The sequence below is a fragment of the Pseudomonas sp. YY-1 genome (genome assembly GCF_002843095.1).
In the GTDB taxonomy this organism is placed as follows: Bacteria; Pseudomonadota; Gammaproteobacteria; order Pseudomonadales; family Pseudomonadaceae; genus Aquipseudomonas; species Aquipseudomonas sediminis_A.
Window position 1 is genome coordinate 16,967 of sequence record NZ_PJLX01000009.1, and the last position, 26,264, is coordinate 43,230.

The window sequence follows — 26,264 nt, forward strand, 5'->3', positions numbered from 1 at the left end:
CGGAAGTTGTGCGTGAGTGTGCTGCGTAGTTTTCAGCGCCACGAACGGAGGTGGTGATCTGCCATCATGCGAACGTGCTGGGGGAGTTTCGAAGTGTCAGAGTTGCCAGGGGAGCTTCTTTGCTCTGTGAGTCGGGCCACGTAATTGAGGCTTGGCACGATGCCAGTGCCTGGACTACTCTCCGGTCACCGGGCTAACGAAGTGGCCAACAGGCAGGATGCCGACCCCATACACTTCGTTAGCTCGGTGTTCATTGCTTGCGCTGGCCTATGCGAGGCGAGCGGAAACGACAAAGCCCTCCGAGAGAGGGCTTTGTCGTTTCTGCAAGACGCCTTGCGCGTCTGCTGTCTGTTAAAAGCATCCCTGCTTCCTTTCCATTCCCGCCCTAAGCACCGTTGTTGGTTAGCCTAGGCGATATCTGGCGTTTTGCCGTGTTGCCCCTGCCAGGTGGACTCCAGTATCAGTCGCTGCGCTGTAGGTGCGTTCTGTCGGGTTTGGGGGCTATCAGGTGCTCGGGCAGGTCGAGCAGGTCGGTGTCGTAGGTCTCCAGTGGCGGTGGGCGCCGTTCGAAGCGGGCACCGAGCACCAGCATGCAGGGCGTGAGCAGCAGGGTTAGCACCGTGGCGAAGGCCAGGCCGCCAGCGATGGCGCTGGATAGCTGCGTCCACCACTGTGTCGAGGGGGCGCCGAAGCCGAGGCTCGGGGTGATCAGGTCGACGTTGATGCTGAGCACCATGGGCATCAGGCCGAGGATGGTGGTCACTGCGGTGAGCAGCACTGGGCGCAAGCGCAGGCTGCCGGTTTCCAGCGCCGCTTCACGCGGTTCCAGGCCCTGGCGACGCAACTGGTTGTAGGTGTCGATCAGGATGATGTTGTTGTTCACCACGATGCCGGCCAGGGCGATCAGGCCCATGCCGACCATGACGATGCCGAACGATTGACCATTGACCAGCAGACCCATCAGCACGCCGGCGGTGGACAGGACGATGGCTGACAGTACCAGCGCCGCCTGGTAGAGGCTGTTGAACTGTGTCACCAGGATAATCGCCATGAGGAAGATGGCGACGACGAAGGCGGTCATCAGGAAGGTGGCCGCCTCGCGCTGGTCGGCATCCTCGCCGGCGAACGTCACCTTGACCTCGGCCGGTACATCGCCGAGCGCTTCGCGCAATGCCTTGAGGCGTTCGTCCAGGCGCGCACCTTCGGCCAGATCGGCCTGCAGGGTGATGGTGCGGTCGCCGTCCACGCGCCTCAGGGTGCCGACCTTGGGCGCAGGCTGCAGGTCGACGAAGTTGCTCAGCGGCACCTGGCCGGCCGGTGTGTTGAGGGTCAGGCGGCCGAGCTGGTCGAGCGAGCGCCAGTTGCCGGGCAGGCGCACACGGATGTCCACTTCGTCGGTGGCATCTTCGGGGCGGTAGGTCGCCAGTTTCAGGCCGTTGGTGATCATCTGCACCGCGTTGCCGACGCTGAGCACATCGGCGCCGAAGCGTGCGGCGGCCTCGCGGTCGACCTTGATCCGCCACTCGATGCCGGGCAGGGCGCGGTCGTCCTCGATATCGGCGAAGCCGCCGAGGCGCGTCATTTCCCCGCGGATACGCTCGACCCACTGCTCGCCCAGTGCAGGGTCCAGTGAGCTGATCTGCAATTTGACCGGCTTGCCGTCAGTGGGGCCCTGTTCCTGTTTACGGAACTCCAGCACCACGCCAGGGATACCCGCGGTACGCTGGCTCATTTCGGCGAGGATGTCCTTGGCCGGTCGGCGCTGGTGCCAGTCGACGAACTGGAACTGCAAGGTGCCGATCACGTCGGCACCGAGCTGGCCCTGCTGGCCTTCTGGCTGGGCCAGCGAGCGCGCATACAGCGCCTTGACCTCACGCATGCCGATCACCTGCTTTTCCACCTGCTGGAGCAGGGCGTCCTTCTCCTGCACCGACAGATCGCCGCGAGCGCGCAGCCAGATCTGCGCGCTTTCCGGCTCGACGTCGGGGAAGAATTCCACACCATGGTTGAAGCGCCCGTAACCGACGTAGATCAGGGCGATCAGCGCCAGCATGCCGAGCAGGGTCAGCCCCGGGCGCTTGAGCAGCGTCGCCAGCAGATTGCGGTAGGCGTTGCCGGCGCGATTGGTGCTGGGGGCTTGCGGGCGTGCCTGGCCGCCAGTGACGGCGCCGAGCACCGGCAGAAACACCAGGGCCATGGCCAGCGAGGCCAACAGGCAGAGAATCACGGTTGCCGGCAGGTACTTCATGAACTGGCCGACCACGCCGGGCCAGAACAGCAGTGGTAGGAACACCACCAGGGTGGTGGCGGTGGAGGCGATCACCGGCCAGGCCATCCGTGTCGCGGCATTGGCCCAGGCCTGGCGAGGCGTCTGGCCCTGTTGCAGGTAGCGGTCGGCGAGTTCGGAGACGACGATGGCGCCGTCGACCAGCATGCCGGCCACCAGAATCAGGCTGAACAGCACGACGATATTGAGGGTGAAGCCGAGCATCCAGATCAGCAGGATGCCGCTGAGGAAGGCGCCGGGAATGGTCAGGCCAACCAGCAGCGCCGAACGCATGCCCATGCTCGCCACCACCAGGATCAGCACCAGGACGATGGCGGTGAGTACGTTGTTGAGCAGGTCGCCGAGCATGTTCTGCACTTCCTGCGACTGATCCATGATGTAGCTGACTTCCACACCTGGCGGCAGCAAGGGCTTGGCTTGCTCCATCAGTGCCTTGACCTGATCGATGGTCTCGATGATGTTGGCGCCGCTGCGCTTGGCCACTTCCAGCACGATGGCCGGCTGGCCGTTGATGCGGGCGAAGCCGGTCGGGTCCTTGAAGGTGCGGCGGATGGTGGCGACGTCGGCGAAGGTGACCACGCTGTCGCCGACCACCTTGATCGGCATGCGCATCACGTCTTCGAGGTCTTCGATGACGCCAGGCACTTTCATGCTCATGCGGCCGGCGCCGGTGTCCAGGCTGCCGGCAGCGACCAGGCGGTTGTTGCGGCTGACCAGGTTGAACAGCTCGTTGTAGTCGATGCCGTAGCTGTCGAGCACTTGCGGGTCGACGACGATTTCCAGCAGGTCTTCACGGTCGCCGCCAATTGTCACCGAGAGCACCTCGGCGATGCCTTCCACGTTCTCCTTCAGGCGCCGGGCGATATACACCAGCTCGGTTTCGGCGATGGGCCCGGACAAGCCCACCGACAGTACCGGGAACAGCGCCACATTGACTTCGGTAACGGTCGGCTCGTCGGCCTCTTCAGGCAACTTGCTGCGCGCGGTATCGACTTTCTCGCGCACGTCGGCCAGCGCCACCTTGGCATCGAAGCCAGCGTCGAACTCCAGCGTTACCGAGGCGTGGCCTTCGCTGGAGACCGAGCGCATTTCCTTGACGCCCTCGAGGCTGCGCAGCTCCTGCTCCAACGGGCGTACCAACAGGCGCTCGCCGTCTTCCGGGCTGATGCCTTCGAGGGTCACCGACACGTAGATGATGGGGATGACCACGTCCGGGTTGGATTCCTTGGGCATGGCGATGTAGGCCACCAGCCCGCCGCAGAGCAGGAACAGCAGGATCAGGATGGTGGTGCGACTACGGTCGAGTGCGGCGGCGATCAGTGCGTGCATCTCAACTGCCCTCGGCCGCAAGTTGTGTGCGTACCTGCTGGCCGGGTTGGACGAAGCCCTGGCCGAGGGTGATCAGTGCCACCTTTGGCGGCAGCCCGCTGACCCAGGCGCCCTGATTGTCGACGCTGATCAGTTGCACTGGCGTGAACTCGACGCGCTGCGCATCGTTGACCCACTTGACGCCGTGGCGGCCGCTTTCATCCAGGCTGAGCAGGGCAGGGGACAGACGATGAGCCATGGCCTCGCCAGTCTGGATGTGCAGGGTGGCGCTGGCACCGGCCAGACGCAGGCCTTCCGGGTTGTCCAACTTGACCTCGATGCGGAAGCTGCGTGACCCGGGATCGGCAGCCGCGGCGATAAAGTGCAGCTCACCTTGCAGCGTACGGCCATCAAGCAGTTCAACTTTTACCGGCTGGCCCAGTTCGAGCTGGGTGACCTGCTGCTGGGCGATCTGTGCGCTGACCTTGAGGCGGTCGATATCCACCAGGGTCAGCAGGCTCTGCCCGGGCTGGACGAAATCGCCCAGTTCGACCATGCGCTGGTCATAGATGCCGGCAAACGGCGCCCTGATCTTGGTGTTGCGTTGCTGCAGGCGGGCGCTGTCGAGCTCGGCACGGGCCTTGGCCAGTTCGCTTTCCAGGCGCATCAGCTCGTTGGCCGACACCAGGCTGCGCTCGCGCAGGCGCTTGGCGGCGGTGACGTCGCTCTGACGTTGGCGCACATCGGCCTCGCTGCGCGCGACCTGGGCCGGACGGTCGTCTGGTGAAATGCTTAGCAGCAGTTGATCGGCAGCGACGCGGTTGCCTTTGTCCTGATCCAGGTTCTGCACGCTACCGCTGACCTGAGCGCGCAGTTCTACCCGGCGCCAGGCCTCGATCTGCCCCTGCACCACATGCTGGCGTTGCATGGGTTGGGCTTCCAGCCACTGAATTTCGACGCGCGCCAGATCGTTGGTGATGGCGGGCTGGTCGGGCTCGACAGCGTCACGAGCGACGAAACGATCGCCGCTGAACAGCCAGGCCAACAGCAGGACTGCAATGACGACGGCAATGATCCAGGGACGCTTGCTGAGTTGGGCGAACATGTGGGTTTACTCGCTGAGGGCAGGCGCTGTGTGCAGCGCGGCGGCCTGGCCTTGCAGGCCGGCAATGATGAAGTCGGTGACGCGATCGAAATACGCATCCAGTTCGATGTATTCGGCCCAGTGCGCGAAACCACCGGAGGCGATGCGCGCCATGACGCCATTGACGCAGGCCTCCACGCCCCAGAGCAGATGCTGGCAGTGGGCGGGGGAGAGTTGCAGGCCGAAGCTGTTCTGCAGCAGACCGCTGAACAGCGTCATGTACTGGTGTTCAAGTTCGATGAACTGGTCGCGGTAGAGCGCTTCCAGGCGTTCCTGAAAAGCTGGGCGGTCGCACAGCAGGCAAAGCTGCGCTTGCAGCGGATCGGCGTGGAGCAATTCGAAGGCGCGGCGAATCACCAGGCGCATGGCTTTGTCCGCGGGCGCAGTGCGGGAGATTTCCTGCATCTCGGCCAGGTGCTGGCGCGAGCAATCCAGCACCAGGCGCGCATAGAGTGCTTCCTTGCTGGAAAAGTGCTTGTACACCGTGCCCTTGCCAATGCCGGCGTGACGGGCCACCTCGGCGATGGTGACGCGATCCCAGGACTGTCCCTGAAATAGCTGGCGAGCGGATTGCAGTAGGGCGTTTTCCCGCTGCTGGAAGAGCTGATCCTGATAGCGCATGACGGTTCCGGGTTTCGTGACCGGCGGTCATGCTATGACTGTTGGTCACAATGCGGCAATACGGGAGTTGTAACAAGGCAATTGTGGGGGGGTAGCCGTTCACTGCCTCATTCACCGCAAGGCACGGCTCCTACAGGGATACGTGTAGGAGCCCCGCCCCGGGGCGAGGCTTCTAACCCGCCCTACGACATTCGCTCGATCCTTGTCCCATCAAGCCACGCTCAACGCGCCACGCTGACGCCTTCGAGACTGGCGAAGGAGGTGTCCTTGGCGGTGAGCAGGAAGTCGCGCATAAATGGTGCGTCGAGCATGTCAGTGCGTATCGCCGCGTAAAGCGTGGCGAACAGGCCCTTTTCGCCCAGACGCTTGGCGCTGACGTAGCCGCGCGAGCTGTACTCGTGCAGCGCCCAGTTGGGCAGCCCGCATACGCCACGACCGCTGGCCACCAGTTGCATCATCATCACCGTCAGTTCGGAGGTGCGCACCTGTGCCGGCTCGATATCGTTGGGTTCGAGAAAGCGGGTGAAGATATCCAGGCGATCACGCTCTACCGGGTAGGTGATCAGGGTTTCCGTGGCCAGGTCCTGGGGTTGGATGAAGGCCTTGTGTGCCAGGCGATGCTGGTTGGCGACAGCCAGCATCGCCTCGTAGGTGAACAGTGGTACGTAGGTGATGCCAGCCAACTCGATGGGATCTGAGGTCACCACCAGGTCCAGATCGCCACGGGCCAGGGCCGGCAGCGGAGCGAAGGAGAAGCCCGAGGCCAGGTCCAGCTCCACTTCCGGCCAGGCGTCGCGGAACTGGTCGATGGTCGGCATCAGCCACTGGAAGCAGCTGTGGCATTCGATGGCCATGTGCAAGCGGCCAGCGGTGCCGCCCGCCAGGCGCGCCAAGTCACGCTCGGCGCCGCGCAGCAGGGGCAGGGTGGCGTCGGCGAGTTGTAGCAGGCGCAGACCAGCGCTGGTGAAGCGCACGGGCTTGGTCTTGCGCACGAACAGCTGCAGGCCGAGGCGCTCTTCCAGCTCTTTGAACTGGTGCGACAACGCCGACTGGGTCAGGTGCAGACGCTCGGCGGCTTCCACCAGGCTGTCGGTCTCGCGCAGGGCGTGCAGGGTTTTCAGGTGGCGTAGCTCGAGCATGGCGGTTCTCTAAAAGGTTTCACTCATCCAGTGGCGTATCTGGATGAAAATGGTTCATACAGCCTACATGAGTAAATCTTTAGATCAAGACGAAAATCTTGAGTTTGTCTCACTCGGTGTCGGTGTCGAGAATGGCGTCATCTCGATTGATTCTGGAGTTTCACGACATGGCCCTGTCCCATTCCCTAGGTTTCCCGCGCATCGGCCGCGACCGCGAACTGAAGAAAGCCCTCGAAGCCCACTGGAAAGGTGAGCTGGACGAAGCTGGCCTGCGCGCCGTCGGCCAGCGTCTGCGCGCCGAGCACTGGCAATTGCAGAGGGATGCCGGTATCGACCTGCTGCCGGTGGGTGACTTCGCCTGGTACGACCAGGTGCTCAGTCATTCCCTGGCCTTTGGCGTCATCCCTGAGCGTTTCCGTCCGGCTACCGGCAAGCCGACGCTGGACACTCTGTTCGCCATGGCGCGTGGGACCGTTGCAAACAAGAGCAGCGTTACTTGCTGCGGCGGTGCTCATGCCCAAGAGATGACCAAGTGGTTCGATACCAACTACCACTACCTGGTGCCGGAGCTCAGCGCGGGTCAGCAGTTCGCCCTGAGCTGGGAGCAACTGTTCGAGGAGGTGGCTGAGGCGCATGCCCTCGGGCACAAGGTCAAGCCGGTGTTGATCGGACCACTGACTTACTTGTGGTTGGGCAAGGTCAAGGGGGGCGACTTCGACAAGCTGGAGCTGCTCGAAAGCCTGCTGCCGGTCTATGGCGAGATCTTCCAGCGTCTGGCCGCGCAGGGCGTGGAGTGGGTGCAGATCGACGAGCCGATCCTGGTGCTCGACTTGCCGCAAGAGTGGAAGAACGCGTTCGAGCGCGCCTACAACCTGATCCAGCGCGAGCCGTGCAAGAAGCTGATCGCCACCTACTTTGGCGGCCTGGAAGACAATCTTGGTCTGGCCGCCAACCTGCCTGTAGATGGCCTGCATATCGACCTGGTGCGTGCGCCGGAGCAGTACCCGACCATCCTTGACCGCCTGCCCGCATACAAGGTGCTGTCGCTGGGCGTGGTCAACGGGCGCAACGTCTGGCGCTGCGATCTGGAGAAATCCCTTGAGGTGCTGCGTCACGCTCACGAACGCCTGGGCGAACGGCTGTGGGTGGCGCCGTCCTGCTCGCTGCTGCACAGCCCGGTGGATCTGGCTCGTGAAGACCAGCTCGATGCCGAGCTGAAAGGCTGGCTGGCTTTTGCCGTGCAGAAATGTCAGGAGGTCGCATTGCTCGGTAAGGCCCTGGAGGTGCCGGAAGACGCTTCTGTGCAAGCCGCCTTGCAAGCGAGCCGCTCAGTACAGGCTGCTCGTGCAGCTTCAAAACGTATTCACAAACCCGAGGTGCAGGCCCGTCTGGCGGCGATTCGTCCGCGCCATGCCCAGCGTCAATCGGCGTTCGCCGAGCGCATCGAGCAACAGCGTGACTGCCTGCAACTGCCATTGCTGCCGACCACGACGATAGGCTCCTTCCCGCAGACCTCGGCGATTCGCCTGGCGCGGCAGTCGTTCAAGCAGGGCAAGCTCAGCGCGGCCGAGTACACCGAGGCCATGCACAGCGAAATTCGCCAGGCGGTGCAGGTGCAGGAGCGTCTGGGCCTGGACGTGCTGGTGCATGGCGAGGCCGAGCGCAATGACATGGTCGAGTACTTCGCTGAGCAACTCGATGGCTATGCCTTCACCCGCTTCGGCTGGGTGCAGAGTTACGGCTCACGCTGCGTAAAACCGGCGGTGATCGTCGGTGATCTGAGCCGGCCCGAGGCCATGACCGTGGAGTGGATCAAATACGCCCAGAGCCTGACCGACAAAGTGATGAAGGGCATGCTGACCGGCCCGGTGACCATGCTGATGTGGTCGTTCCCGCGCGAGGACGTGTCACGTGAAGTGCAGGCTCGGCAACTGGCGCTGGCGATTCGCGATGAGGTGGTGGACCTGGAAGCGGTGGGCATCAAGATCATCCAGATCGACGAGGCGGCGTTCCGTGAAGGGCTACCACTGCGTAAATCCGCTTGGCAGCACTACCTGGACTGGGCCAGCGAAGCTTTCCGTCTGACCGCCAGCGGCGTGCGTGACGAAACCCAGATCCACACTCACATGTGCTACAGCCAGTTCAACGATGTGATCGAGTCCATCGCGGCGATGGATGCCGACGTGATCACCATTGAGACCTCGCGTTCGGACATGGAGCTGTTGGCAGCGTTCGAGAAGTTCGCTTACCCGAACGACATCGGCCCCGGCGTGTATGACATCCACTCGCCACGGGTGCCGGACAGTGCCGAGATGGCCGGGCTGTTGCGCAAGGCGGCGCGGCGTATCCCGCTCGAGCGCCTGTGGGTCAACCCCGATTGTGGCCTGAAAACCCGCGCCTGGCCGGAAACCGAGGCGGCGTTGGTGAACATGGTGGCCGCCGCCAGGCAGTTGCGTGTCGAGCTGGCCTGATTGCCCGGCAGTGGTCGCGGCTGAAGCCCCTCCTACGGATAGGTAGGAGGGGCCCTCGCGACGCTCTGGATCGCACTTCTGGTCACCGTCTGGGCAACCGTTCGTCCCCCTTCATCAAACTGTCACGCTTGTGTGGCAGCGCCGTCGAACGACTTTCATCAGACTCGCACTTCAGTGGGGTTCTGCGTTTCTGGTGTTTTCATGCGTGCATTCATTTTCCTGGCCGCGTTGCTTTGCGGCTTGCCGTCTCTTGCGGCCAATCGTTGCGACCTGTCCGAGCCGACCCGCTATGCGGATGTCGGTGAGGTGCGTCTGGCTTATCAAAGTATCGGCAACGAACGCGATCCGGCGCTGCTGCTGGTGATGGGGCTGGGTGGGCAGTTGATCCACTGGCCTGACGAGGTGGTCGAGCGTCTCTGTCAGCAGGGCTTTCGCGTCGTGCGCTTCGATAATCGCGATGTCGGGCTGAGCACCTGGCGGCGGCCTGCGCCGAACATCAACCTGCCGTACGAAGTGCTGCGCTATCGCCTGGGTCTGTCGCTTGGTGCGCCTTATCACCTGCGTGAGATGGCCGGTGATGCTATGGGGCTGATGGACCAGCTCGGTGTCGAGCGCTTCCATGTTCTGGGCGCAAGCATGGGTGGCATGATCGCGCAGCATCTGGCAGACCTGGCGCCGCAGCGCGTTCTCAGTCTGACGCTGGTGATGACCAGTTCGGGCGCGCAGGGATTGCCCGCGCCCAGCGATGCGTTGGTGGCGTTGCTGGCAAGGCGTGAGGCCGGTAGTCGCGAGGCTGCACTGCAGCAGCAGGCGGACTTGCTGGCGGCCCTCGGTAGCCCGACGGTGCATGATGATCGTGCCTTGCTCTTGCATCAGGCTGAACAGGCCTATGACCGCGCCTTCAATCCCGAAGGCGTGCAGCGTCAGCTGCTGGCGATTCTTGCCGAGTCGAGCCGCGTCGAGTTGCTCAATCGCCTGAACGTGCCGACGCTGGTGGTGCACGGCACGGCCGACCCGCTGTTACCGGTGATGCATGGGGTACACGTGGCTGCGCATATCAAGGGCTCCGAACTCAAGTTGATTCCGGGCCTGGCGCATCGCTTTCAGGATGCCTTCAAGGAGCCTTTGCTGGCCGCAGTGCTGCCGCATCTCGCGGCGCATCGGGGGGATTTGGGCTTGGCGCGTCTGTAGGTGGGAGCGCTCAAAGCTCCTGATTGTGCTTGATCGCTTCGCGGCGCTGCAGGTTGTCGATGTGCTCGCTGCTATGGCGTAGTAGTTTGTCGGCCATGACCATGCGCTCGATGTAACGCACGATGCTCTGTTCGGCGTCGTGACGGGAAAGGTAGGGACCCTCCAGCGTGCCTTCGCGAGTGGCGAAGAAATATTGGCCGTTGACGGCGCTGACGCGTGAGCTGCGGTAATGCGTGCCCGGTTGAGGGTCGATATCGCGTTGGCCGAACATGGCGGGGACTCCATCTGCAGGTGCTGGATAACCTGAGTCTACTGTGGCCAATGCGACCTGCTTGGCAAAACGACAGATGGTAGATTTTGGCGGCTTGTTAGAGGCTTTTAGCGGATTTTATGGATTATTGGCGCCGATCGGCTGGCGTTTCTGGGTTGCCGATCAGTACAGTTTCGCTCGGCAACTGTGCTGAACTGTTGCTGTGTCGGTGTGGTGGCCTCTCCTAGAATGCTCTGCTGCGGTCGACATGCTCTGTTGGCTGCCTGCCAGAGGTTGCCATGCACATTTCTTCCGGCCGTTGGATGTACGGCCTGCTGCTGGCCCTGATCACTTCGGTGCTTTGGGGCATCTTGCCAATCAAACTGAAAGAAGTTCTCCAGGTGATGGACCCGGTAACGGTCACCTGGTACCGCCTGGCCGTGGCCGGCTCCCTGCTGTTTGCCTACCTCGCTGCGAGTCGTCGGTTGCCGCGTTTTCGTCCGCTCGGGCGCAAGGGCGGTTGGCTCCTGGCGCTGGCCATTGGCGGGCTGACGGCCAACTACGTGTTGTATCTGGTCGGGCTCAATCTGCTGAGTCCCGGCACCACGCAACTGGTGATCCAGGTCGCGCCGATCCTGCTGCTGATCAGCAGCCTGTTCGTCTTTCGCGAACGTTTCAGCCTGGGCCAGGCGATTGGCCTGATGGTGATGCTGCTGGGCTTCGGCCTGTTCTTCAATCAGCGCCTGGGTGAACTGCTGACATCGCTGACCACCTATACCACCGGCGTGCTGACCGTGCTGGCCGCGGCCTTCGTCTGGACCTTCTACGGTCTGGCGCAGAAGCAACTGTTGACCCTGTGGAGTTCGGTGCAGGTGATGATGGTCATCTATCTGGCCTGTGCGCTGTTGCTGACGCCCTGGGCGCAGCCGCTACAAGCGCTGCAACTGAGCCCGCTGCAAGGTTGGCTGCTGCTGGCTTGCTGCCTGAATACCCTGGTCGCCTACGGCGCTTTCGCCGAGGCACTGGCGCATTGGGAGGCTTCGCGGGTCAGCGCGACCCTGGCGCTGACACCGCTGGTGACCTTCGTTTCCGTGGCGCTGGCCTCGAGCTGGTGGCCGAACCACGTGCTGCCCGAGCAGGTCAACTGGATCGCCTACGCTGGCGCCGTGGTAGTGGTGCTTGGCTCGGCACTCACCGCGCTTGGCCCGTCGCTACTGGCCGCTTGGCGGGCGCGCAGGGCAGGGCGTTAATCCAGCGGCAGCTCGGTGGTGCGTTTGACCTCGCTCATCGCGATGTGCGAGTGCGCCTCGTGCACGTGCGGGCGCTGCAGCAGGTGGTCACGCAGGAAGCGCTCGTAATCGGCGATATCCTTGGCCACCACCTTGAGCAGGTAGTCCGAACCGCCAGCCATGCTGTAGCACTCCAGTACCTGCGGGTAGCCGACCACCGCTTGCTCGAACTCATCCAGATTGCCGCGGCCGTGTGCCGACAGCTTGATGTCGACGAACACCGTGATGCCGAAGCCCAGGCGCTTATGGTTGAGCAGGGCGACCTTGCGTTCGATCAATCCCTCTTCCTGCATGCGGTTGATCCGCCGCCAACAGGGTGACTGCGAAAGCTCGACCTTTTCCGCCACCTCGGCGGCCGAGAGGTCGGCATTATGTTGCAGCAGGCGAAGAATCCGGCGGTCGATAGGGCTGAGCTTGTCCTGCATGATTGTTTCCAATTTATTGTGATTGTTGGAAGGATCATGCGGAGTATCGCCTTCGCTACTCGAAAATAGAAAGAAAAAAGCGGAACCCTCCAGTCATGATTTAGGCAAATCCGTCGCAGTGATCCTGCGGCAGGACTCAACGGAGCGTGTCTACCGTCGCGCTCCCTGTGCTCGCCATAACAATAAAAGGAGCGCTCCATGTCACTGGCCGAAATCCGCCTTGATGACAAATATCGCCTCGCTACTGGTCACCTCTACCTGACCGGCACTCAGGCGCTCACCCGCCTGCCCATGCTGCAGAAGCAGCGTGATGCCGCCTTCGGACTCAATACCGCCTGCTTCATTTCCGGCTATCGCGGCTCGCCCTTGGGCGGTCTGGACAAGAGCCTGTGGGATGCGCGCGAGTACCTGAAGGAAAACCACATCCACTTCCAGCCCGGCGTCAACGAAGAGCTGGGTGCCACAGCGGTGTGGGGCAGCCAGCAGGCCAACCTGTTTCCTGGTGCGCGCTACGACGGCGTGTTTGCCATGTGGTACGGCAAGGGGCCGGGCGTCGACCGCAGCGGCGACGTGTTCAAGCATGGCAACTCGGCCGGTGTCTCCAAGCACGGCGGCGTGCTGCTGCTGGCGGGGGACGACCACGGCTGCAAGTCCTCGACCATCGCCCACCAGAGCGAGCATGCGTTCATCGCCGCGTCGATTCCGGTGCTCAATCCGGCCAACGTCCAGGAGGTGCTGGACTACGGCATCATCGGCTGGGAGCTGTCGCGCTACAGCGGCTGCTGGGTGGCGCTGAAGACCATCGCCGAGAACGTCGATTCCTCGGCGGTGGTGGACGTCGACCCACTGCGCATCCAGGTGAAGATTCCCGAGGATTTCCAGCTGCCGGAAGACGGCGTGCACATCCGCTGGCCCGATCCGCCCCTGGCGCAGGAAAAACGCCTCAACGTCTACAAGATCTACGCCGCCCGGGCCTTCGCCCTGGCCAACAACCTCAACCAGGTCAAGCTGGATTCGCCCAACCCGCGCCTGGGCATTATCACCACCGGCAAGTCCTACCTCGACGTGCGCCAGGCGCTGGACGACCTCGGCCTGGACGAGGCGCTGTGCGCCAAGGTCGGTTTGCGCGTGCTCAAGGTCGGCATGAGCTGGCCGCTGGAGCCGGTCTCGGTGCACCAGTTCGCCGAAGGCCTGGATGAAATCCTGGTGGTGGAAGAGAAACGCAGCATCATCGAGGATCAGCTGACCGGCCAGCTCTACAACTGGCCGGTGGGCAAACGCCCGCGGGTGGTCGGTGAGTTCGATGAGCAGGGCAATTCGCTGTTGCCCAACCTGGGCGAACTGACTCCGGCGATGATCGCCCGGGTGATCGCCAAGCGCCTGGCTCCCATCTACAGCAGCCCGACCATCGAGGAGCGCCTGGCCTTCCTTGATGCCAAGGAAAAAGCCTTGGCCGCGCCCAAGCACAAGACAGCGCGCACGCCGCATTTCTGCTCGGGTTGCCCGCACAACAGCTCGACCAAAGTGCCGGAAGGTAGCCGCGCCCTCGGCGGCATCGGTTGCCACTATATGACCCAGTGGATGGACCGCAGCACCGATACCTTCACCCAGATGGGCGGCGAGGGCGCCACCTGGATCGGCCAGGCGCCGTTCACCGACACCCCGCACGTGTTCCAGAACCTCGGCGACGGTACCTACTTCCACTCCGGCCACCTGGCCCTGCGCGCAGCCGTGGCCGCCGGGGTCAACATCACCTACAAGATCCTCTACAACGACGCGGTGGCCATGACCGGCGGCCAGCCCATCGACGGCGAGCTGCGCATCGACCAGCTCAGTCAGCAGGTGCATGCCGAGGGCGTCAAACGCATCGCCCTGGTCAGCGACGAGCCGGACAAGTATCCAACTCGCGCTACCTTCGCGCCGGGTGTGACCTTCCATCACCGTCGCGAGCTGGACGCCGTGCAGCGCGAGCTGCGCGAGGTCAAAGGTTGCTCGGTGATCCTCTACGACCAGACCTGCGCCACCGAGAAACGTCGTCGGCGCAAGCGTGGCAAGCTGGTCGACCCGGCCAAGCGCGCCTTCATCAACCCGGCGGTGTGCGAGGGCTGCGGTGATTGCAGCGTCAAGTCCAACTGCCTGTCGGTGCTGCCGCTGGAAACCGAACTGGGGCGCAAGCGCGAGATCGACCAGAGTGCCTGCAACAAGGATTTCAGCTGCCTGGAAGGTTTCTGCCCAAGCTTCGTCACCGTCCACGGTGGCAGCCTGCGCAAGCCTGAGGCCGTTGGCCTGAGCGCGCTGTTCATCGCCTTGCCGGAGCCGAAACAGCCGGTCCTGAGTCGCCCCTGGAACATCCTTCTGCCCGGTGTTGGCGGTAGCGGTGTGACCACCGTTGGCGCGCTGCTGGGCATGGCCGCGCATATCGAAGGCAAGGGCTGCACCGTGCTCGACCAGGCCGGCCTGGCGCAGAAGTTCGGCCCGGTGATCACCCATATCCGCATCGCCACGCAGCAGAGCGACATCTACGCCGTGCGTATCGCCGCCGGGGAGACCGATCTGCTGTTGGGCTGCGACCTGGTGGTGTCCTCCAGCGAGGAGGCGCTGGCCAAGCTCAACGACAAGATTGCCCATGCGGTGATCAACAGCCATGAAGCGGCCACCGCCGAATTCACTCGTAACCCGGATGCCCAGGTGCCTGGCGCCGCCATGCGCGAGGCGATCAGTGAGGCGGTGGGTGAGGGCAAGACCCGCTTTGTCGACGCTACCCGCCTGGCTACTCGCCTGCTCGGTGACAGCATCGCCACCAACCTGTTCATGCTCGGCTATGCCTATCAGCAGGGTTTGGTTCCGGTGTCGGCCGAAGCGCTGAACAAGGCCATCGAGCTCAACGGCGTGGCGGTTCAGCTCAATCAGCAGGCCTTCCTCTGGGGCCGGCGCGCGGCTCATGACCTGGCTGCGGTGGAAAAACTCGCCGCGCCCAAGGTGGTCGAAGCGCCGCATTGCAGCACCCTGGAGGAGATCCTATCCGACCGCGTGCAGCGCCTGACGGCCTACCAGAACGCCGCCTATGCCGAGCGCTATCGCGAGCTGGTCGAACGTGTGCGCAAGGTCGACAGCGATGCGCAGCAGCGCCTGAGCAAGGCCGTGGCGCGCTACTACTTCAAACTGCTGGCCTACAAGGATGAGTACGAAGTGGCGCGTCTGTACAGCGATGCGACCTTCCGCAAGCAGCTCGAGGCCCAGTTCGAAGGTGACTACCAACTGCAGTTCCACCTGGCGCCGAGCTGGCTGAGCAAGCCCGATGCGGCCACCGGCCAGCCACGCAAGCGCAGCTTCGGCCCCTGGATGCTCAAGGCGTTCGGCGTGCTGGCGCGCTTCAAGTTCCTACGTGGCAGCGCGCTCGATCCGTTCGGTCACAGTGCCGAACGTCGCCTGGAGCGCGAGCTGATCGAGGAATACGAGGCCAACGTGGCCTACCTGCTCACCGAGCTCAATGCCGACAATTACCGCACCGCGGTGGCGCTGGCCGAGATTCCCGAGCAGATCCGCGGCTACGGTCACGTCAAGGAGGCGGCGCTGGCCAAGGCACGCGAGCAGGCGACGCAGCTCAAGGCGCGCCTGACCGTCAGCGAGATCGCCGCCGTGCAGTTGTTCGAACCGGCTGCCTGAGCCCCAGACCCATCCCCTTTGCCACCCTCTCCCACGCGGGAGAGGGGCGGCCTTTTACGACCCGAAAACCGAGGTAACCCGATGTCCGTCTTCACTCACGTCGACTTCGATCAGCACGAACAGGTGGTCTATGGCCACGACAAGGCCAGCGGCCTGAAAGCCATCATCGCCATTCATGACAGCACCCTTGGCCCTGCGCTGGGCGGTTGCCGCATGTGGAACTACGCCAGTGACGAGCAAGCGCTGCGCGACGTGCTGCGTCTGTCGCGCGGCATGACCTACAAATCGGCCCTGGCACGCTTGCCGCTCGGTGGCGGCAAGGCCGTGATCATCGGCGACCCGCATCACGGCAAGAGCGAGGCGCTGTTCCAGGCCATGGGTGATTTCGTCGACAGCCTGGGTGGGCGCTATGTCACCGCGGCGGACTCGGGCACCGGCGTGGCCGAAATGCGCATCATGGCCGAGCGCACCCGCCATGTGGCCGGCGCCGGGCAGCGCGAGGCGTTCGGGGGTGGCAGCCGTGACGGTGATCCGTCGCCATCGACCGCCTATGGCGTGTTCATCGGCATTCAGGCGGCCGTGGCGCATCGCCTTGGCCGCCTGAATCTCCAGGGCGTTCGCGTGGCCATCCAGGGCGTCGGTCAGGTCGGCTTCGGCCTGGCCAAGTTGCTCAAGGATGCCGGTGCGCAGCTGTGGGTGACGGATATCTTCGAAGCCAACGTGCAGCGCGCGGTCAGCCAGCTTGGCGCTACCGCGGTCGGTCAGCACGACATCTATGGCCTCGACGTGGACGTGTTCGCGCCGTGCGCGCTGGGTGCCATCGTCAGCCTGCAAACCCTCGAAGCCCTTCGCGCGCCGATCATCGCCGGTGCGGCCAACAATCAGCTGGCCGACGCCAGCCTGGCCGAGCTTCTGCGTCGCCGCGAGTGCCTGTACGCGCCGGACTACGCGATCAATGCCGGCGGCATCATCGATGTCTGCTACGAACGCACCGGTGGCAGCGCTGCACAGCTCAAGGCGCATATCGAAGGCATCGGCCCGACCCTGACGGAAATCTTCCAGCGCGCCGAACGTGAAGGCGCGACCACCACCGCGATTGCCGACCGCATGGCCCGCGAGCGCCTGCAAGGCGGGCTGTGACCTGCGCACCCTCGATGCGCGCCAATCACGGGGTGGGTCGACCACCCCCGTCTCCTGACTTTTCACAACAACAAGAGGGCCAGTCCCAATGAGTCAAGACAGCATCGCTTCCGGCGCCATCGCCGGCGCTTCCAGCAACAGCGCCGGGCGCGGCTTGTGGTCGTCGCGCTGGGTGTTCTTCCTTGCCGCCACCGGTTCGGCCGTCGGCCTGGGCAATATCTGGAAGTTCCCCTATATCACCGGGCAGAACGGCGGCGGCGCTTTCGTCCTGGTTTACCTGGCGTGCATCCTGGCCATCGGTATTCCGCTGCTGATGACCGAAGTGATGATCGGCCGTCGTGGCCGTGCCAATCCGGAGGGGGCTATCGCCGCTCTGGCCAGGGACGCGCGGGCCAGTCGGCACTGGCGCTGGCTGGGCACCCTGGTGGTGCTGACCGGCTTTCTGATCCTGAGCTTCTACACGGTGATCGCCGGCTGGGCCGTGGCCTATACACCCACGGCCATGAGCGGTGGCTTCAGTGGTTTGAACGGGGAGAGCAGCGGGGCGCTGTTCGGCGCCATGCTGGCAAACCCCTGGAATCTGGCTGGCTACGGCACGCTGGTGTTGCTGCTGACATTGGCTATCGTCGCCTTCGGCGTGCGTGGCGGGCTGGAGCGCTCACTGCGCTTTCTGATGCCGGGGCTGTTCGTGCTGCTTTTGGTGCTGGTGGGCTACGCGGCCACCACCGGGCACTTCATGCAGGCGGTGCATTTCCTCTTCGATGCCGACTTCAGCAAGCTCAGCGGGCAGGGCGTGCTGGTGGCGCTGGGGCATGCCTTCTTCACCCTGAGCCTGGCCAGCGGTGCGATGATGGCGTACGGCTCCTACCTGCCGGCGGGGACCTCGATCGCCAGAACCGCGCTGATGGTGGCGCTGGCCGATACCGGTGTGGCGCTGCTGGCGGGGCTGGCGATCTTCCCGCTGGTATTCGCCAACGGCCTGGAGCCAGGCGCGGGGCCGGGGTTGATCTTCGTCACCCTGCCGATTGCCTTCGGCCAGATGCCGCTGGGGCAGATGATCGGGGGGCTGTTCTTCATCATGCTGGCAATTGCCGCATTGACCTCGGCGATTTCCCTGAGCGAGCCGACCATCGCCTGGCTGACCGAGAAGTTCGGCATCAGCCGTCTGAAGGCGGTGCTGGCCAGCGGTATTACGCTCTGGTTGCTGAGTCTGGGTACGGTCCTGTCGTTCAACGCCTGGAGCGAGGTGACCCTGCTGGGCAAGACCTTCTTCGACAGCCTGGACTTTCTCACCACCAACCTGCTGATGCCGCTGGGAGGCCTGGCCACGGTGCTATTCGCGGGCTGGGCACTGAGCCGCAAGCTGGTCCAGGAATCCATCGGCATCGACCAGCCACAGCTGTTCGCGCTGTGGTGGCAGGCGCTGCGTGTGGTCACGCCGCTGGGGATTCTGGTGGTATTCCTGCACAGCCTCGGGTTGTTCTGATTGAGTATGCCTCCACCCTGCGCCGAGCCGGTGTGGGGTGGGGTTGTCGCTTGAGACATTACCGGGTCGGCCGCTCTACGGCATGACAAAACCGCGTGACGCCGCTAAGATGCGCGCGGTCTTGGCGACACCACTCGCTGGGCCAGGTCCCCTTAGTTCAACGGATAGAATAAGCCCCTCCTAAGGGCTAGATGCTGGTTCGATTCCAGCAGGGGACGCCAAGATTTTGTCTCTCATTGTCTCCAGTTGTCTACGGAGACCAGCAAAGCCGGCTATCTCAGCCGGCTTTGTTGTTTCTGGTTGTCTCCTTTTATCTATACACATATCCAGCTTTTAGGGGTATGTTTGGGGGTACGTTGGTTCGATATTTGAGCGTACCCCTATGGCTCGTACTGTCACCCCTCTGACCGACACCAAATGCGATGCCGCCAAGCCCCGTGACAAGGACTACAAATTGTTCGACGGACAGGGGCTTTTCCTGCTGGTGAAGGCATCTGGTGTGAAGACTTGGCGCTTCAAGTACCGGCGTCCGGACGGGCGCGAGGGGCTGGCGACCTTCGGCAACTACCCAGCTCTTGGACTGCGTGCTGCGCGTGATCGCCGGGCCGAGGCCCTGGAGCAACTGGCCTTCGGTCAAGACCCTATTGAGGTCGCCAGGCTTGCCAAGCTAGACGCGGCCAATGCCCGGGCCAATACGTTCATGGCCATGGCCCTGGAGTGGTACGCGGCATGCGCTCTCAAATGGTCGCCAGGGCATGCCGCCACGGTGTGGCGCAACCTCGAGTTACACGTGTTGCCGGCGCTTGGTGCGCGCCCGCTGGGTGAGTTGAAAACCCGGGATCTGATGCAGCCACTCAAGGCTGTGGAGAAGCGCGGCACTCTGGAGCTGGCCGGACGGCTACGCCAGTACATCACCGGCATCATGCGCATGGCTGTGCAGCACGGGCTGATCGACAGCAACCCGGCCAACGACCTGGTGGGCGCCACTGCCACTCGCAAGAGCACGCATCGGCCAGCGCTGCCACTGGATCGGCTATCCGAGCTGCTGCAACGCATCGAGGCCGACTCTGGCCGGGCGCTGACTCGGCATGCGGTATCGCTCACCCTATTGGTGTTCATCCGTTCCAGTGAGCTGCGCTTTGCCCGCTGGAGTGAGATCGATAGCGGCCGGGCGATGTGGGAGATACCCGGCCAGCGTGAAGCCATCGAGGGCGTCAAGTTCTCCCACCGTGGCGCCAAGATGGGCACCCCGCACCTGGTACCGCTGAGCCGCCAAACGCTGGAGCTACTGGAGCAAGTACGCCAGCTCACCGGCCGCTTCGATCTGGTGTTCCCTGGCGACCACTACCACCACAAACCCATGAGCGAGAACACCATCAACAAGGCTCTCCGGCGTATGGGCTATGACACTAAGGTGGATCTGTGCGGCCACGGCTTCCGTACCATGGCCTGTTCGGCCTTGGTGGAGTCCGGGCTATGGTCGAAGGATGCCGTTGAACGGCAGATGAGCCACCAAGAGCGCGACACGGTACGGGGTGCTTACATCCACAAAGCCGAGCATCTGCAGGAGCGTCGGCTTATGTGCCAGTGGTGGGCCGACTACCTTGATGCCAACCGGCAGCAGTACGTCACTCCCTATGATTTTGCTCACCGCTGGGAAGAGATCGGCAACGTTGTGTCGGTCATGGGGCGCCGTGCAAAGGCGCAAGGTTGATTGGCTGTTTTCGAGACTTCCTGAGCTTGCCCAGGCTCGGCTAAGACGCTCGTTTTTCCTATCCAAGGCTTCAGGGCTGCGAAGGCTGCCCACCAGGGCAAAATCGCCGGTTAAGAACAGGGCCTCGGTGCAGGGATTCGCAGGGAAAAGAAACCTCAAGCAGGCGGCCAGGAGCCCAGTAACGGTGATGCTTGGCGATCTGTGCAGGCAGTGCAGGGAAAGCGGTAGGTTTAGTGGGCAGGCGTGGAGGGGGGAAGATTGCGCGCGCCCGCAGCAGCTCCATCAGCAGCAAGGACGGCAGCCGGTAGGGTGGGAAAGGGGACGAGGTCAGGGCAAAAAGAAAGCCGCACAAGGCGGCTTTCTTAGATGGGTAAACGGTTAGGCGCTTGCTTGAGGCTGCTGGCCAAGCTGTACCGACAAGTCCTTGAGCTTGCGCTGCATGGCGATGGTGGATTCAAGCTCTTTTGGCAGCACCTCTACGGGTAGTTTTCCGATTGGCTTCAGTTCCTGAAACGTGCCGTCCTCCTGCGCTTCGAAGGTGCTGCGTGCTTCGTTGATCTGGCTTTCCACCAGTCGTCCCAGTCGCAACGTGCGCGCTTTCTCCGAGGCGTTAATGGCATCAATTTCGTTTGCATGAAGGCGCGCGGAGCTGTTCTGGAGTTGCCCTTTTGGATTGATCAGGCCCTTTTTCTCCAGATTAGAAACGAACACTTGTGCTTCTGGGGTCGCTAAGAGCGCGGCAGCGGATTCGGTCAGGCAATGGTCAAGGTAGCGTTCCGCGATCCCCTCACGGCAGGTATTGAAGGTGCGGCGTGCTTTGTCCGTTTCGATCTGACACAGCTCGAACTCGGGCTGTAGCTCTTTCGCCAGGTTGTTGTATTCCTCGGCCAGTTCGCGGCCATCCAGCTCCTGCCGCTTGAGATCTCGGATGGCTTTGGTCAGCTCGCCATCCTGCTCACGGAACTGCTGACGCCATTGCTCGCCAACCTTGGTTGACTCTTCGCTGGCTGCTGCTGCCGTCTTCCGGTGTTTCTCGATGCGCTGTGCCAGGCCGACCAGGCGTTCGCGAATGCCCAGGTATTCGGCTTTCAGTTCCTGGAGCCGCAGCAAGGATTGCTGGATCTCGCTGGGAAGTGAAGTGATTTGCTCGTTCATATTGGATCTCCATCTAGTGGGGTGTATGCGGCCGGTACCGGCCAAGTGGTTCTGCTCGAAGGCGACAGCGGTGCGGGCCGGTCATCGCGTAAAAGCAATCTACTGGCGTGGAACAAATGGGTTGAGCTGTGTCAACAAAAACAACACATCCCCCCCTTGTTCCAATGTCTGAATTCGAAATTGGTGGGAACGCGGGATCGTGGGCACAACCGCTCTAAATCGGGCCTTACAGGCCGAAAGCTTGTTCCCACCGTTTTTTGAGCGGGAACAGACAGGGGGGGCAGCCTATTAATCAAGCAGAGTTGTGTTCCCTTGTTCCCACTCTCGTTTCTATAACGGGAACGCTGCAGGCCTTGCTGTTTCTGGGCTGTTCCCGCGTTCCCGCTGTTCCCGCTGAAAATGGTCAGCTGGGTAATGTTGGTAGGCCTCATCATCAAGGGCGCCCCTCGACATCGTTTTCCAGACGGTCGGGATCAATCACGTAAAAACGGGCGCTACCCTCACCTGGTAGGCGGTACTTTTTCGTCCGGCGGCTGCCGTTGGTTTCCTCGTCCATCTTGGCCAGCGCATCAGCAGCAGCCAGGGCGCGCACGATCCGTTCCTTGCCAAATCCGGATGCAGCAGAGAGGAGGCCGGGTGAGTTGAACAAGTAAAGGCGCTTGTCGTCGTTCACCTCGTAGTAACCGGCTCGATCGCGCACGGTGACGTTGGCATGTTCGGCGCGGACGTCAGAGAAGCGGCTGTCAGCGTGCAGGGCGATGAAGTCGGCGATACCCCGCAAGATCTGGCGATCTTCGGCGTTGCCGTCGCCCATCCTGGCCAGCCACTCGCCGAACAGTTGGCGGCATGCATCGGCTGCGGTACCGGCCGGCCAATGCAGCAGCTTGCGGGCAATGGCCTGTTCACCGGCCAGGGCCATGATGGCGAAGCGATCAGCCACCCGGCCGGCCTGCGAACTCTCTGTGCGGAAGGTCTCACGCAGCTCGCGGAAGCCCGCGAGCAAGTCGCTGTGCTCAGGGTGCCCCAGCAGGTGCTCGACGAACGCCGGGCCGAGGTGGCCATAGTGCTGGGCAACCGCGTCACTCAGCACGCGGTGGAATTCCTGGCCGGTCATGCCGTGCACGTGGTCGAAGGCCCGGAACGTGCGAGTGCCGGCGTTCACATCCACCAGGCGCAGCTCTGCGCCGGCGTGTGCGCCATTGCCGCTCATGGCGGCGTGTTCCGACAGCGACCGCTCGCCACTGGAGAGGGCCAGAACGCGCCAGGTGAGCTTGGCGCGTCCTTCCCGTTCGCGGGTCATGGTGCTCTTGCCCATGCCGTTGGCGATGGCGTAGGCCATTTCTTGCACGCGCTTGGGGTCGGCCCGCTTGATTTCGTCGAGAATCAGCACCGTGTCATTGCGTGATGCTGCCTCGATTTCTACGCCGCCCTTGGACACATCCCAGGACGCGGCGAACGTGCCCGGGTTGCCCCAGACCGACGCGGCGATCAGTTGCGCCAGAGACTTGCCGCTCGAGGAGTCGCCCACCAGGTGCACGCCGCCACCGTTCACGCCGACCTTCGCCAGCAAGGGGCCGGCCAGGGCACAGCACACCGACAGGATCAGCACCGGGTTGCCCGCGCAGTAGGTGGCTACTGCGCTTTGCCAGGAGGCCAGCGTGCCCTTGCTGGTGAACAGGTTCACCGCCCGCCCGGAGTCCTGAAAGCGCACGTCACCGTTGCCGATGACGCGAGAGGGCAGGACGAATACCCCGGACTCATGCCAGCCCGGTTTCGTCGTGGTGGCAATCACTCGTTCGGGTTCGTGATGGCTGGAAAGGTACGGCGCCAGATGTCGGCGCTGGTGGTACTCGATGTTCAGCCCCTGGCGCATCAGGGCACGCATTACCTCGTCACCCTTGCCGGCCAGCAGCTCCATCGGCATGACCCACTCGATCCGGCGTCCGCGGTACAGGAAGCACAGCAGCCGGCCGATGCTGCCGTCCTCGCTGTTCACCGTCTCCGCTTGCACATGCAGCGGCGAACAGATCCAGTGATCGACAGGCACCGGCTTTTCATCCGGGCCGCTGTTCTTCACCGCGTGGTACCAGGTTCCGGCACGGTAGAGCCTGCCCTCGACCGTCGTGTCTTCGTCGTAGACGGCGAAACGTGGGCGCTCCAGCTTGTCCGGCGCGGGCGCTGTCGGCTCGCCAACTAAGCTCAGGTCGGCCTTCTTGCCCTTGGTGCTGCTCATGCGGAAATCTCCCTGTGCTGAATGCGCCACAGGTGCAAGTCGTTGAAGTCAGAAAGCTCGGCCGGCGCATCGCCCGGCCATTCGGGAAACACCACCCGCGCCTCGGCCGCATTGGCGGCGCGGTTCGCGGCAGTTCGCCCTGGGTTGCCCTGGGTCTGGCGGTCGTCGTCGCCAGCGATGACTAGGTCCAGGCCGGCGCCGTAGCGCTCGCGCATAGCGATGGCCACCGCCTTGAGGTTGCCGGCGCTCAGTGCGCAGACCACCGGGTCGCCGGTGTGAGCATGCAGCGTGGCACCCGTTGCCCAGCCCTCGCAGACGTAGAGCCGGCAACCCTCGGTGATCCTGCCCAGAGGCGAATAGCAGCCCTGTACGCGCCCCCCGGTCAGATAGCGCTTGTCGCCGCTGGGGTGAATGATCTGCAGGTTGACCAGATGCCCATCCGAGCACAGCGGCACCAATAGGCGACCCTGGCTCAACAGGCGCAGCGTGTACGGTTTTACCTGCTTGGCCTGCAGGTAGCGGTGCAGGTGATCAGCTGGTTTTGCCATTCCCCAGAGCATGGCGGCTTGCTGAGCCGCCTGGCGCTGGCGGAGTTGGAGTTGCTCACGCGCTTCCTTGGTGCGGCGTTCGGCCTCCAGGCGCGCCTGCTCAGCGGCCAGGGCGCGTTGCGAATCGCGCTGCGGGTCAGGCTCCTGGCGTTCAAACAACCCCAAACCAAGGCGTTGGTCGATCTCCTGAGCCGCCTCGTGCTGGCGACAGCCGCGCAGATAGGCTAGCAGCGACACCAGGTCGCCGCCGTGCGCCTCATTGTCTGCGAAGTCGTTCCAACGCCCGTTATCCAGCGAGACACCGAAGGACCCGGCCTGGCGATCTCCACGGGCGATGTTGCGAGCCACCCACTCCCGGCCGCTGCGTGAGCCTTCCGGCAGCCACTCGGGCAGCAGGCGTTCGGCAGCGTGCAGGGCGTGCACGGCGGTCTGGCGGATCAGGTCGGCGATGCTTGGCTCAGTCATCGTCCTGGCCCTCCTGCTCCGACTCGGGGGAGGCTACAGGGCTCGTAGCCGGTGCCTTATGGTGGGCGCGAAGGCGCTGCTGCAGGCGCAGCATGAAGGCATCGCGAAAGGGCTCGCGCGCGCTGCCAGGTGTGCGGTCAAGCCTCTCGTGCATCAGCTCCAGCAGACTCTGCTCGTTGGGGTTTCCCAACCAGGTGTTGAGCACGTCAGCCGCGCCGTCGACGGCAGCTTGGTACACCACCGAATGCGTGGTGACAGCGGCAGGCTGGCCATCGGCTGCCGGCAAAATGGCGTAAAGATGGGCGTCATGCATGTTTGCAGCCCTCCCGTTTGGCCGCTGCGCCTGCTGCCTTGAACAGGTCGTGGGCATCGTCCAGCAGCAAGGCGGCAGCCTCGGCCACATTGCTCAAATCCTGGGCGCCGGCATGCTCGAGCTTCATGCAGGAGAGGCTGTGCATGAGGCCGCGAACGGCACTCAAGCGTTGTTCGGCACATTCCTGCAGGTCGAGGTAGCTGCCGTCCGCCGCTATCAGCAGTACCGGATTGTTTTTGGTGGGGTTGCTGGTCAACGGGAAAAAATCAGTCATTGCCAGCACCTCCCTTGGCATCAGCCGGCAGGCAGACCTGCAGCAGATAGATGGGCATGTAGTTGATATGCACCTGGCCGGTGTTCTTAGCCTGGGCGATCTGCTCGCGCAGGCATTCGGCGGCAGCCGGGTCAGTGTTCAACTGATCCAGTGCATCGAGTGCGTCACTCAAGGTTTGCCGGGGAACGGGGTTGGCCGCAGTGCTGTTCATCACTGCGCCGACCAACTGCGCCAGAGTTTGAGGGAGGTCAGCCATGGCGCACCTCCTTCTGATCCTGGGGCTGGTGCTGTTGCGCCAAGGCTTCAATCGCCCTGGCGAAGAACAGGCGTTCGCCATCGTCGAGTTGGCGATAGTGCTGCAGAAGGGTTTGCTCTTCCTGGCGCAGGGAATCGTGCGCGTGTTGTTGCTTACGCATGGTTCACCTCCTTTGCTTTCAGGGCAGTGGCGATTTCTTCGCAGGCATCAGCCCAGGCGTCCCCCTCCAAGTTCTCCAGCCAGTCGCATGCGTTGGCTTGAGCCTCAAGGGCGCGCTGGATGGCGCGGTGGTGGTTGTAGCGATTGAGTCGAACGGTAAGGGAGGATTTGCTACGCAGTGCGGCAAGGGCCATTGCCCGGTGAGCGGCGGCGCGGATTTTGGACGGATTGAGGGCGTGCGAATGCATCATGGGTGTAGCTCCTTGATTTGAGGAGCTGCCACGAACCGTCGCCAAACGATTATGGGTGGCAGCTGTGCGCAGGTTGGCGAACCGGGAATCAAGGCACCCGGCACTCCCGAAGGAGTCCCACGCACAGCCGCCATAACACGAAATTGCGGGCATAAAAAAAGCGCCTGCAATCGGATGGTGGGCGCTGTTGCGCCTTGATTTACTCGGGTCGCCAAACCCGGCCGCTGAATTGGCAGCGACGCGGCGACTATAGGCCGGCAGGCGTGAGCCTGACAAGGCCTGCCGAGGAAAGTTTTTCCCGCTGCGTACAACCACTGCTCCGGCAAAGTGGCTGAAATGCCCGCCGCTGGTGGTATGCTTTGTCCTGTTGGATGGTGTTTCTCTCTGGGCCCTGGTCGCGTTGCCGCGCTGACCGGGGCTTTGTCTTTTCTGCAGCATGCAAAACTCCTATCCGCCCGGCGCAAGGCCAGGCAGCGTGT

21 protein-coding genes and 1 tRNA gene are annotated in these 26,264 nt (G+C 63.3%); 8 read left to right on the top strand and 14 right to left on the bottom strand.

The window, feature by feature from the left end; genetic code table 11:
- Positions 1-460: 460 nt before the first annotated feature.
- From CXP40_RS13915 to metR, 4 genes are all read right to left on the bottom strand, one after another.
- Positions 461-3,616: an efflux RND transporter permease subunit gene (locus CXP40_RS13915; protein WP_106734231.1), complete on the bottom strand. Its 3,156-nt coding sequence runs from the start codon at positions 3,614-3,616 to the stop codon at positions 461-463.
- 1 nt (position 3,617) lies between these two features.
- Positions 3,618-4,700, bottom strand: a complete 1,083-nt coding sequence (locus CXP40_RS13920; protein WP_106734232.1) for an efflux RND transporter periplasmic adaptor subunit — start codon at positions 4,698-4,700, stop codon at positions 3,618-3,620.
- A 6-nt stretch (positions 4,701-4,706) separates the two neighbouring features.
- On the bottom strand, positions 4,707-5,360 hold the full coding sequence (locus CXP40_RS13925) for a TetR/AcrR family transcriptional regulator (protein ID WP_106734233.1): 654 nt from the start codon (positions 5,358-5,360) through the stop codon (positions 4,707-4,709).
- A gap of 221 nt (positions 5,361-5,581) precedes the next feature.
- Positions 5,582-6,499 carry a transcriptional regulator MetR gene (metR, locus tag CXP40_RS13930; RefSeq protein ID WP_045735252.1) on the bottom strand — a complete coding sequence of 306 codons (918 nt, stop codon included), beginning with the start codon at positions 6,497-6,499 and terminating at the stop codon, positions 5,582-5,584.
- A gap of 167 nt (positions 6,500-6,666) precedes the next feature.
- Here metR and metE point away from each other — a divergent pair, with 167 nt between their 5' ends.
- A complete protein-coding gene (metE, locus tag CXP40_RS13935; RefSeq protein ID WP_106734234.1) occupies positions 6,667-8,970 on the top strand; it encodes a 5-methyltetrahydropteroyltriglutamate--homocysteine S-methyltransferase in 2,304 nt (767 codons plus the stop codon).
- Positions 8,971-9,171: 201 nt separating this feature from the next.
- Entirely contained in the window at positions 9,172-10,161 is a 990-nt protein-coding gene (locus tag CXP40_RS13940; protein ID WP_106734235.1) for an alpha/beta fold hydrolase, read from the top strand.
- Positions 10,162-10,171: 10 nt separating this feature from the next.
- Here the strand turns inward: CXP40_RS13940 and CXP40_RS13945 are convergent, their stop codons facing one another.
- A complete protein-coding gene (locus tag CXP40_RS13945; RefSeq protein ID WP_106734236.1) occupies positions 10,172-10,432 on the bottom strand; it encodes a DUF6316 family protein in 261 nt (86 codons plus the stop codon).
- A gap of 278 nt (positions 10,433-10,710) precedes the next feature.
- Here CXP40_RS13945 and CXP40_RS13950 point away from each other — a divergent pair, with 278 nt between their 5' ends.
- A complete protein-coding gene (locus CXP40_RS13950) occupies positions 10,711-11,661 on the top strand; it encodes a DMT family transporter (RefSeq protein WP_106734237.1) in 951 nt (316 codons plus the stop codon).
- Here CXP40_RS13950 and CXP40_RS13955 read toward each other — a convergent pair.
- Positions 11,658-12,125, bottom strand: coding sequence for an Lrp/AsnC family transcriptional regulator (locus CXP40_RS13955; protein ID WP_013714912.1), 468 nt, complete (start codon positions 12,123-12,125; stop codon positions 11,658-11,660). The genes CXP40_RS13950 and CXP40_RS13955 overlap by 4 nt on opposite strands.
- Positions 12,126-12,323: 198 nt before the next feature.
- Between CXP40_RS13955 and CXP40_RS13960 the strand changes: the two genes are divergently transcribed.
- The 5 genes from CXP40_RS13960 (at position 12,324) to CXP40_RS13980 (ending at position 20,131) form a co-directional block, all read left to right on the top strand.
- Complete coding sequence (locus CXP40_RS13960) at positions 12,324-15,791, top strand: indolepyruvate ferredoxin oxidoreductase family protein (protein WP_106734238.1); 3,468 nt, start codon at positions 12,324-12,326, stop codon at positions 15,789-15,791.
- Between the two features lie 81 nt (positions 15,792-15,872).
- Positions 15,873-16,931, top strand: coding sequence for a Glu/Leu/Phe/Val dehydrogenase dimerization domain-containing protein (locus CXP40_RS13965; RefSeq protein ID WP_106734239.1), 1,059 nt, complete (start codon positions 15,873-15,875; stop codon positions 16,929-16,931).
- Between the two features lie 88 nt (positions 16,932-17,019).
- Positions 17,020-18,417 carry a sodium-dependent transporter gene (locus CXP40_RS13970; RefSeq protein WP_106734240.1) on the top strand — a complete coding sequence of 466 codons (1,398 nt, stop codon included), beginning with the start codon at positions 17,020-17,022 and terminating at the stop codon, positions 18,415-18,417.
- 146 nt (positions 18,418-18,563) lie between these two features.
- A tRNA-Arg gene (locus tag CXP40_RS13975) sits at positions 18,564-18,638 on the top strand.
- A 161-nt stretch (positions 18,639-18,799) separates the two neighbouring features.
- Positions 18,800-20,131, top strand: coding sequence for an integrase arm-type DNA-binding domain-containing protein (locus CXP40_RS13980; protein ID WP_106734241.1), 1,332 nt, complete (start codon positions 18,800-18,802; stop codon positions 20,129-20,131).
- 378 nt (positions 20,132-20,509) lie between these two features.
- Here CXP40_RS13980 and CXP40_RS13985 read toward each other — a convergent pair whose 3' ends face one another.
- The 8 genes from CXP40_RS13985 to CXP40_RS14015 all read right to left on the bottom strand — a co-directional run bounded on the left by CXP40_RS13985 (position 20,510) and on the right by CXP40_RS14015 (position 25,785).
- Complete coding sequence (locus CXP40_RS13985; protein WP_106734242.1) at positions 20,510-21,286, bottom strand: hypothetical protein; 777 nt, start codon at positions 21,284-21,286, stop codon at positions 20,510-20,512.
- 433 nt (positions 21,287-21,719) lie between these two features.
- Positions 21,720-23,519: a DUF927 domain-containing protein gene (locus tag CXP40_RS13990; protein WP_106734243.1), complete on the bottom strand. Its 1,800-nt coding sequence runs from the start codon at positions 23,517-23,519 to the stop codon at positions 21,720-21,722.
- Positions 23,516-24,532: a toprim domain-containing protein gene (locus tag CXP40_RS13995; protein WP_106734244.1), complete on the bottom strand. Its 1,017-nt coding sequence runs from the start codon at positions 24,530-24,532 to the stop codon at positions 23,516-23,518. The genes CXP40_RS13990 and CXP40_RS13995 overlap by 4 nt, the downstream gene beginning before the upstream one ends.
- A complete protein-coding gene (locus tag CXP40_RS14000; RefSeq protein ID WP_106734245.1) occupies positions 24,525-24,845 on the bottom strand; it encodes a hypothetical protein in 321 nt (106 codons plus the stop codon). Before CXP40_RS14000 ends, CXP40_RS13995 begins: the two co-directional genes overlap by 8 nt.
- Positions 24,838-25,119 carry a hypothetical protein gene (locus CXP40_RS14005; protein WP_177429672.1) on the bottom strand — a complete coding sequence of 94 codons (282 nt, stop codon included), beginning with the start codon at positions 25,117-25,119 and terminating at the stop codon, positions 24,838-24,840. The genes CXP40_RS14000 and CXP40_RS14005 overlap by 8 nt, the downstream gene beginning before the upstream one ends.
- The gene (locus CXP40_RS14010; protein ID WP_106734246.1) at positions 25,112-25,375 is read right to left on the bottom strand and encodes a hypothetical protein; all 264 of its coding nucleotides are present in this window, start codon (positions 25,373-25,375) and stop codon (positions 25,112-25,114) included. Before CXP40_RS14010 ends, CXP40_RS14005 begins: the two co-directional genes overlap by 8 nt.
- Positions 25,368-25,535 (bottom strand): hypothetical protein, encoded by a 168-nt coding sequence (locus CXP40_RS23840; RefSeq protein WP_177429673.1) that lies wholly within the window; start codon positions 25,533-25,535, stop codon positions 25,368-25,370. Before CXP40_RS23840 ends, CXP40_RS14010 begins: the two co-directional genes overlap by 8 nt.
- Positions 25,528-25,785, bottom strand: a complete 258-nt coding sequence (locus CXP40_RS14015) for a hypothetical protein (RefSeq protein WP_256579443.1) — start codon at positions 25,783-25,785, stop codon at positions 25,528-25,530. The genes CXP40_RS23840 and CXP40_RS14015 overlap by 8 nt, the downstream gene beginning before the upstream one ends.
- Positions 25,786-26,264 lie beyond the last annotated feature (479 nt).

Excerpts from the sequence above, each read along its gene's own strand:
- CXP40_RS13915 (WP_106734231.1), bottom strand. The coding sequence starts at position 3,616 with ATGCACGCACTGATCGCCGCCGCACTCGACCGTAGTCGCACCACCATC.
- CXP40_RS13920 (WP_106734232.1), bottom strand. The coding sequence starts at position 4,700 with ATGTTCGCCCAACTCAGCAAGCGTCCCTGGATCATTGCCGTCGTCATT.
- CXP40_RS13925 (WP_106734233.1), bottom strand. The coding sequence starts at position 5,360 with ATGCGCTATCAGGATCAGCTCTTCCAGCAGCGGGAAAACGCCCTACTG.
- metR (WP_045735252.1), bottom strand. The coding sequence starts at position 6,499 with ATGCTCGAGCTACGCCACCTGAAAACCCTGCACGCCCTGCGCGAGACC.
- metE (WP_106734234.1), top strand. The coding sequence starts at position 6,667 with ATGGCCCTGTCCCATTCCCTAGGTTTCCCGCGCATCGGCCGCGACCGC.
- CXP40_RS13940 (WP_106734235.1), top strand. The coding sequence starts at position 9,172 with ATGCGTGCATTCATTTTCCTGGCCGCGTTGCTTTGCGGCTTGCCGTCT.
- CXP40_RS13945 (WP_106734236.1), bottom strand. The coding sequence starts at position 10,432 with ATGTTCGGCCAACGCGATATCGACCCTCAACCGGGCACGCATTACCGC.
- CXP40_RS13950 (WP_106734237.1), top strand. The coding sequence starts at position 10,711 with ATGCACATTTCTTCCGGCCGTTGGATGTACGGCCTGCTGCTGGCCCTG.
- CXP40_RS13955 (WP_013714912.1), bottom strand. The coding sequence starts at position 12,125 with ATGCAGGACAAGCTCAGCCCTATCGACCGCCGGATTCTTCGCCTGCTG.
- CXP40_RS13960 (WP_106734238.1), top strand. The coding sequence starts at position 12,324 with ATGTCACTGGCCGAAATCCGCCTTGATGACAAATATCGCCTCGCTACT.
- CXP40_RS13965 (WP_106734239.1), top strand. The coding sequence starts at position 15,873 with ATGTCCGTCTTCACTCACGTCGACTTCGATCAGCACGAACAGGTGGTC.
- CXP40_RS13970 (WP_106734240.1), top strand. The coding sequence starts at position 17,020 with ATGAGTCAAGACAGCATCGCTTCCGGCGCCATCGCCGGCGCTTCCAGC.
- CXP40_RS13980 (WP_106734241.1), top strand. The coding sequence starts at position 18,800 with ATGGCTCGTACTGTCACCCCTCTGACCGACACCAAATGCGATGCCGCC.
- CXP40_RS13985 (WP_106734242.1), bottom strand. The coding sequence starts at position 21,286 with ATGAACGAGCAAATCACTTCACTTCCCAGCGAGATCCAGCAATCCTTG.
- CXP40_RS13990 (WP_106734243.1), bottom strand. The coding sequence starts at position 23,519 with ATGAGCAGCACCAAGGGCAAGAAGGCCGACCTGAGCTTAGTTGGCGAG.
- CXP40_RS13995 (WP_106734244.1), bottom strand. The coding sequence starts at position 24,532 with ATGACTGAGCCAAGCATCGCCGACCTGATCCGCCAGACCGCCGTGCAC.
- CXP40_RS14000 (WP_106734245.1), bottom strand. The coding sequence starts at position 24,845 with ATGCATGACGCCCATCTTTACGCCATTTTGCCGGCAGCCGATGGCCAG.
- CXP40_RS14005 (WP_177429672.1), bottom strand. The coding sequence starts at position 25,119 with ATGACTGATTTTTTCCCGTTGACCAGCAACCCCACCAAAAACAATCCG.
- CXP40_RS14010 (WP_106734246.1), bottom strand. The coding sequence starts at position 25,375 with ATGGCTGACCTCCCTCAAACTCTGGCGCAGTTGGTCGGCGCAGTGATG.
- CXP40_RS23840 (WP_177429673.1), bottom strand. The coding sequence starts at position 25,535 with ATGCGTAAGCAACAACACGCGCACGATTCCCTGCGCCAGGAAGAGCAA.
- CXP40_RS14015 (WP_256579443.1), bottom strand. The coding sequence starts at position 25,785 with ATGATGCATTCGCACGCCCTCAATCCGTCCAAAATCCGCGCCGCCGCT.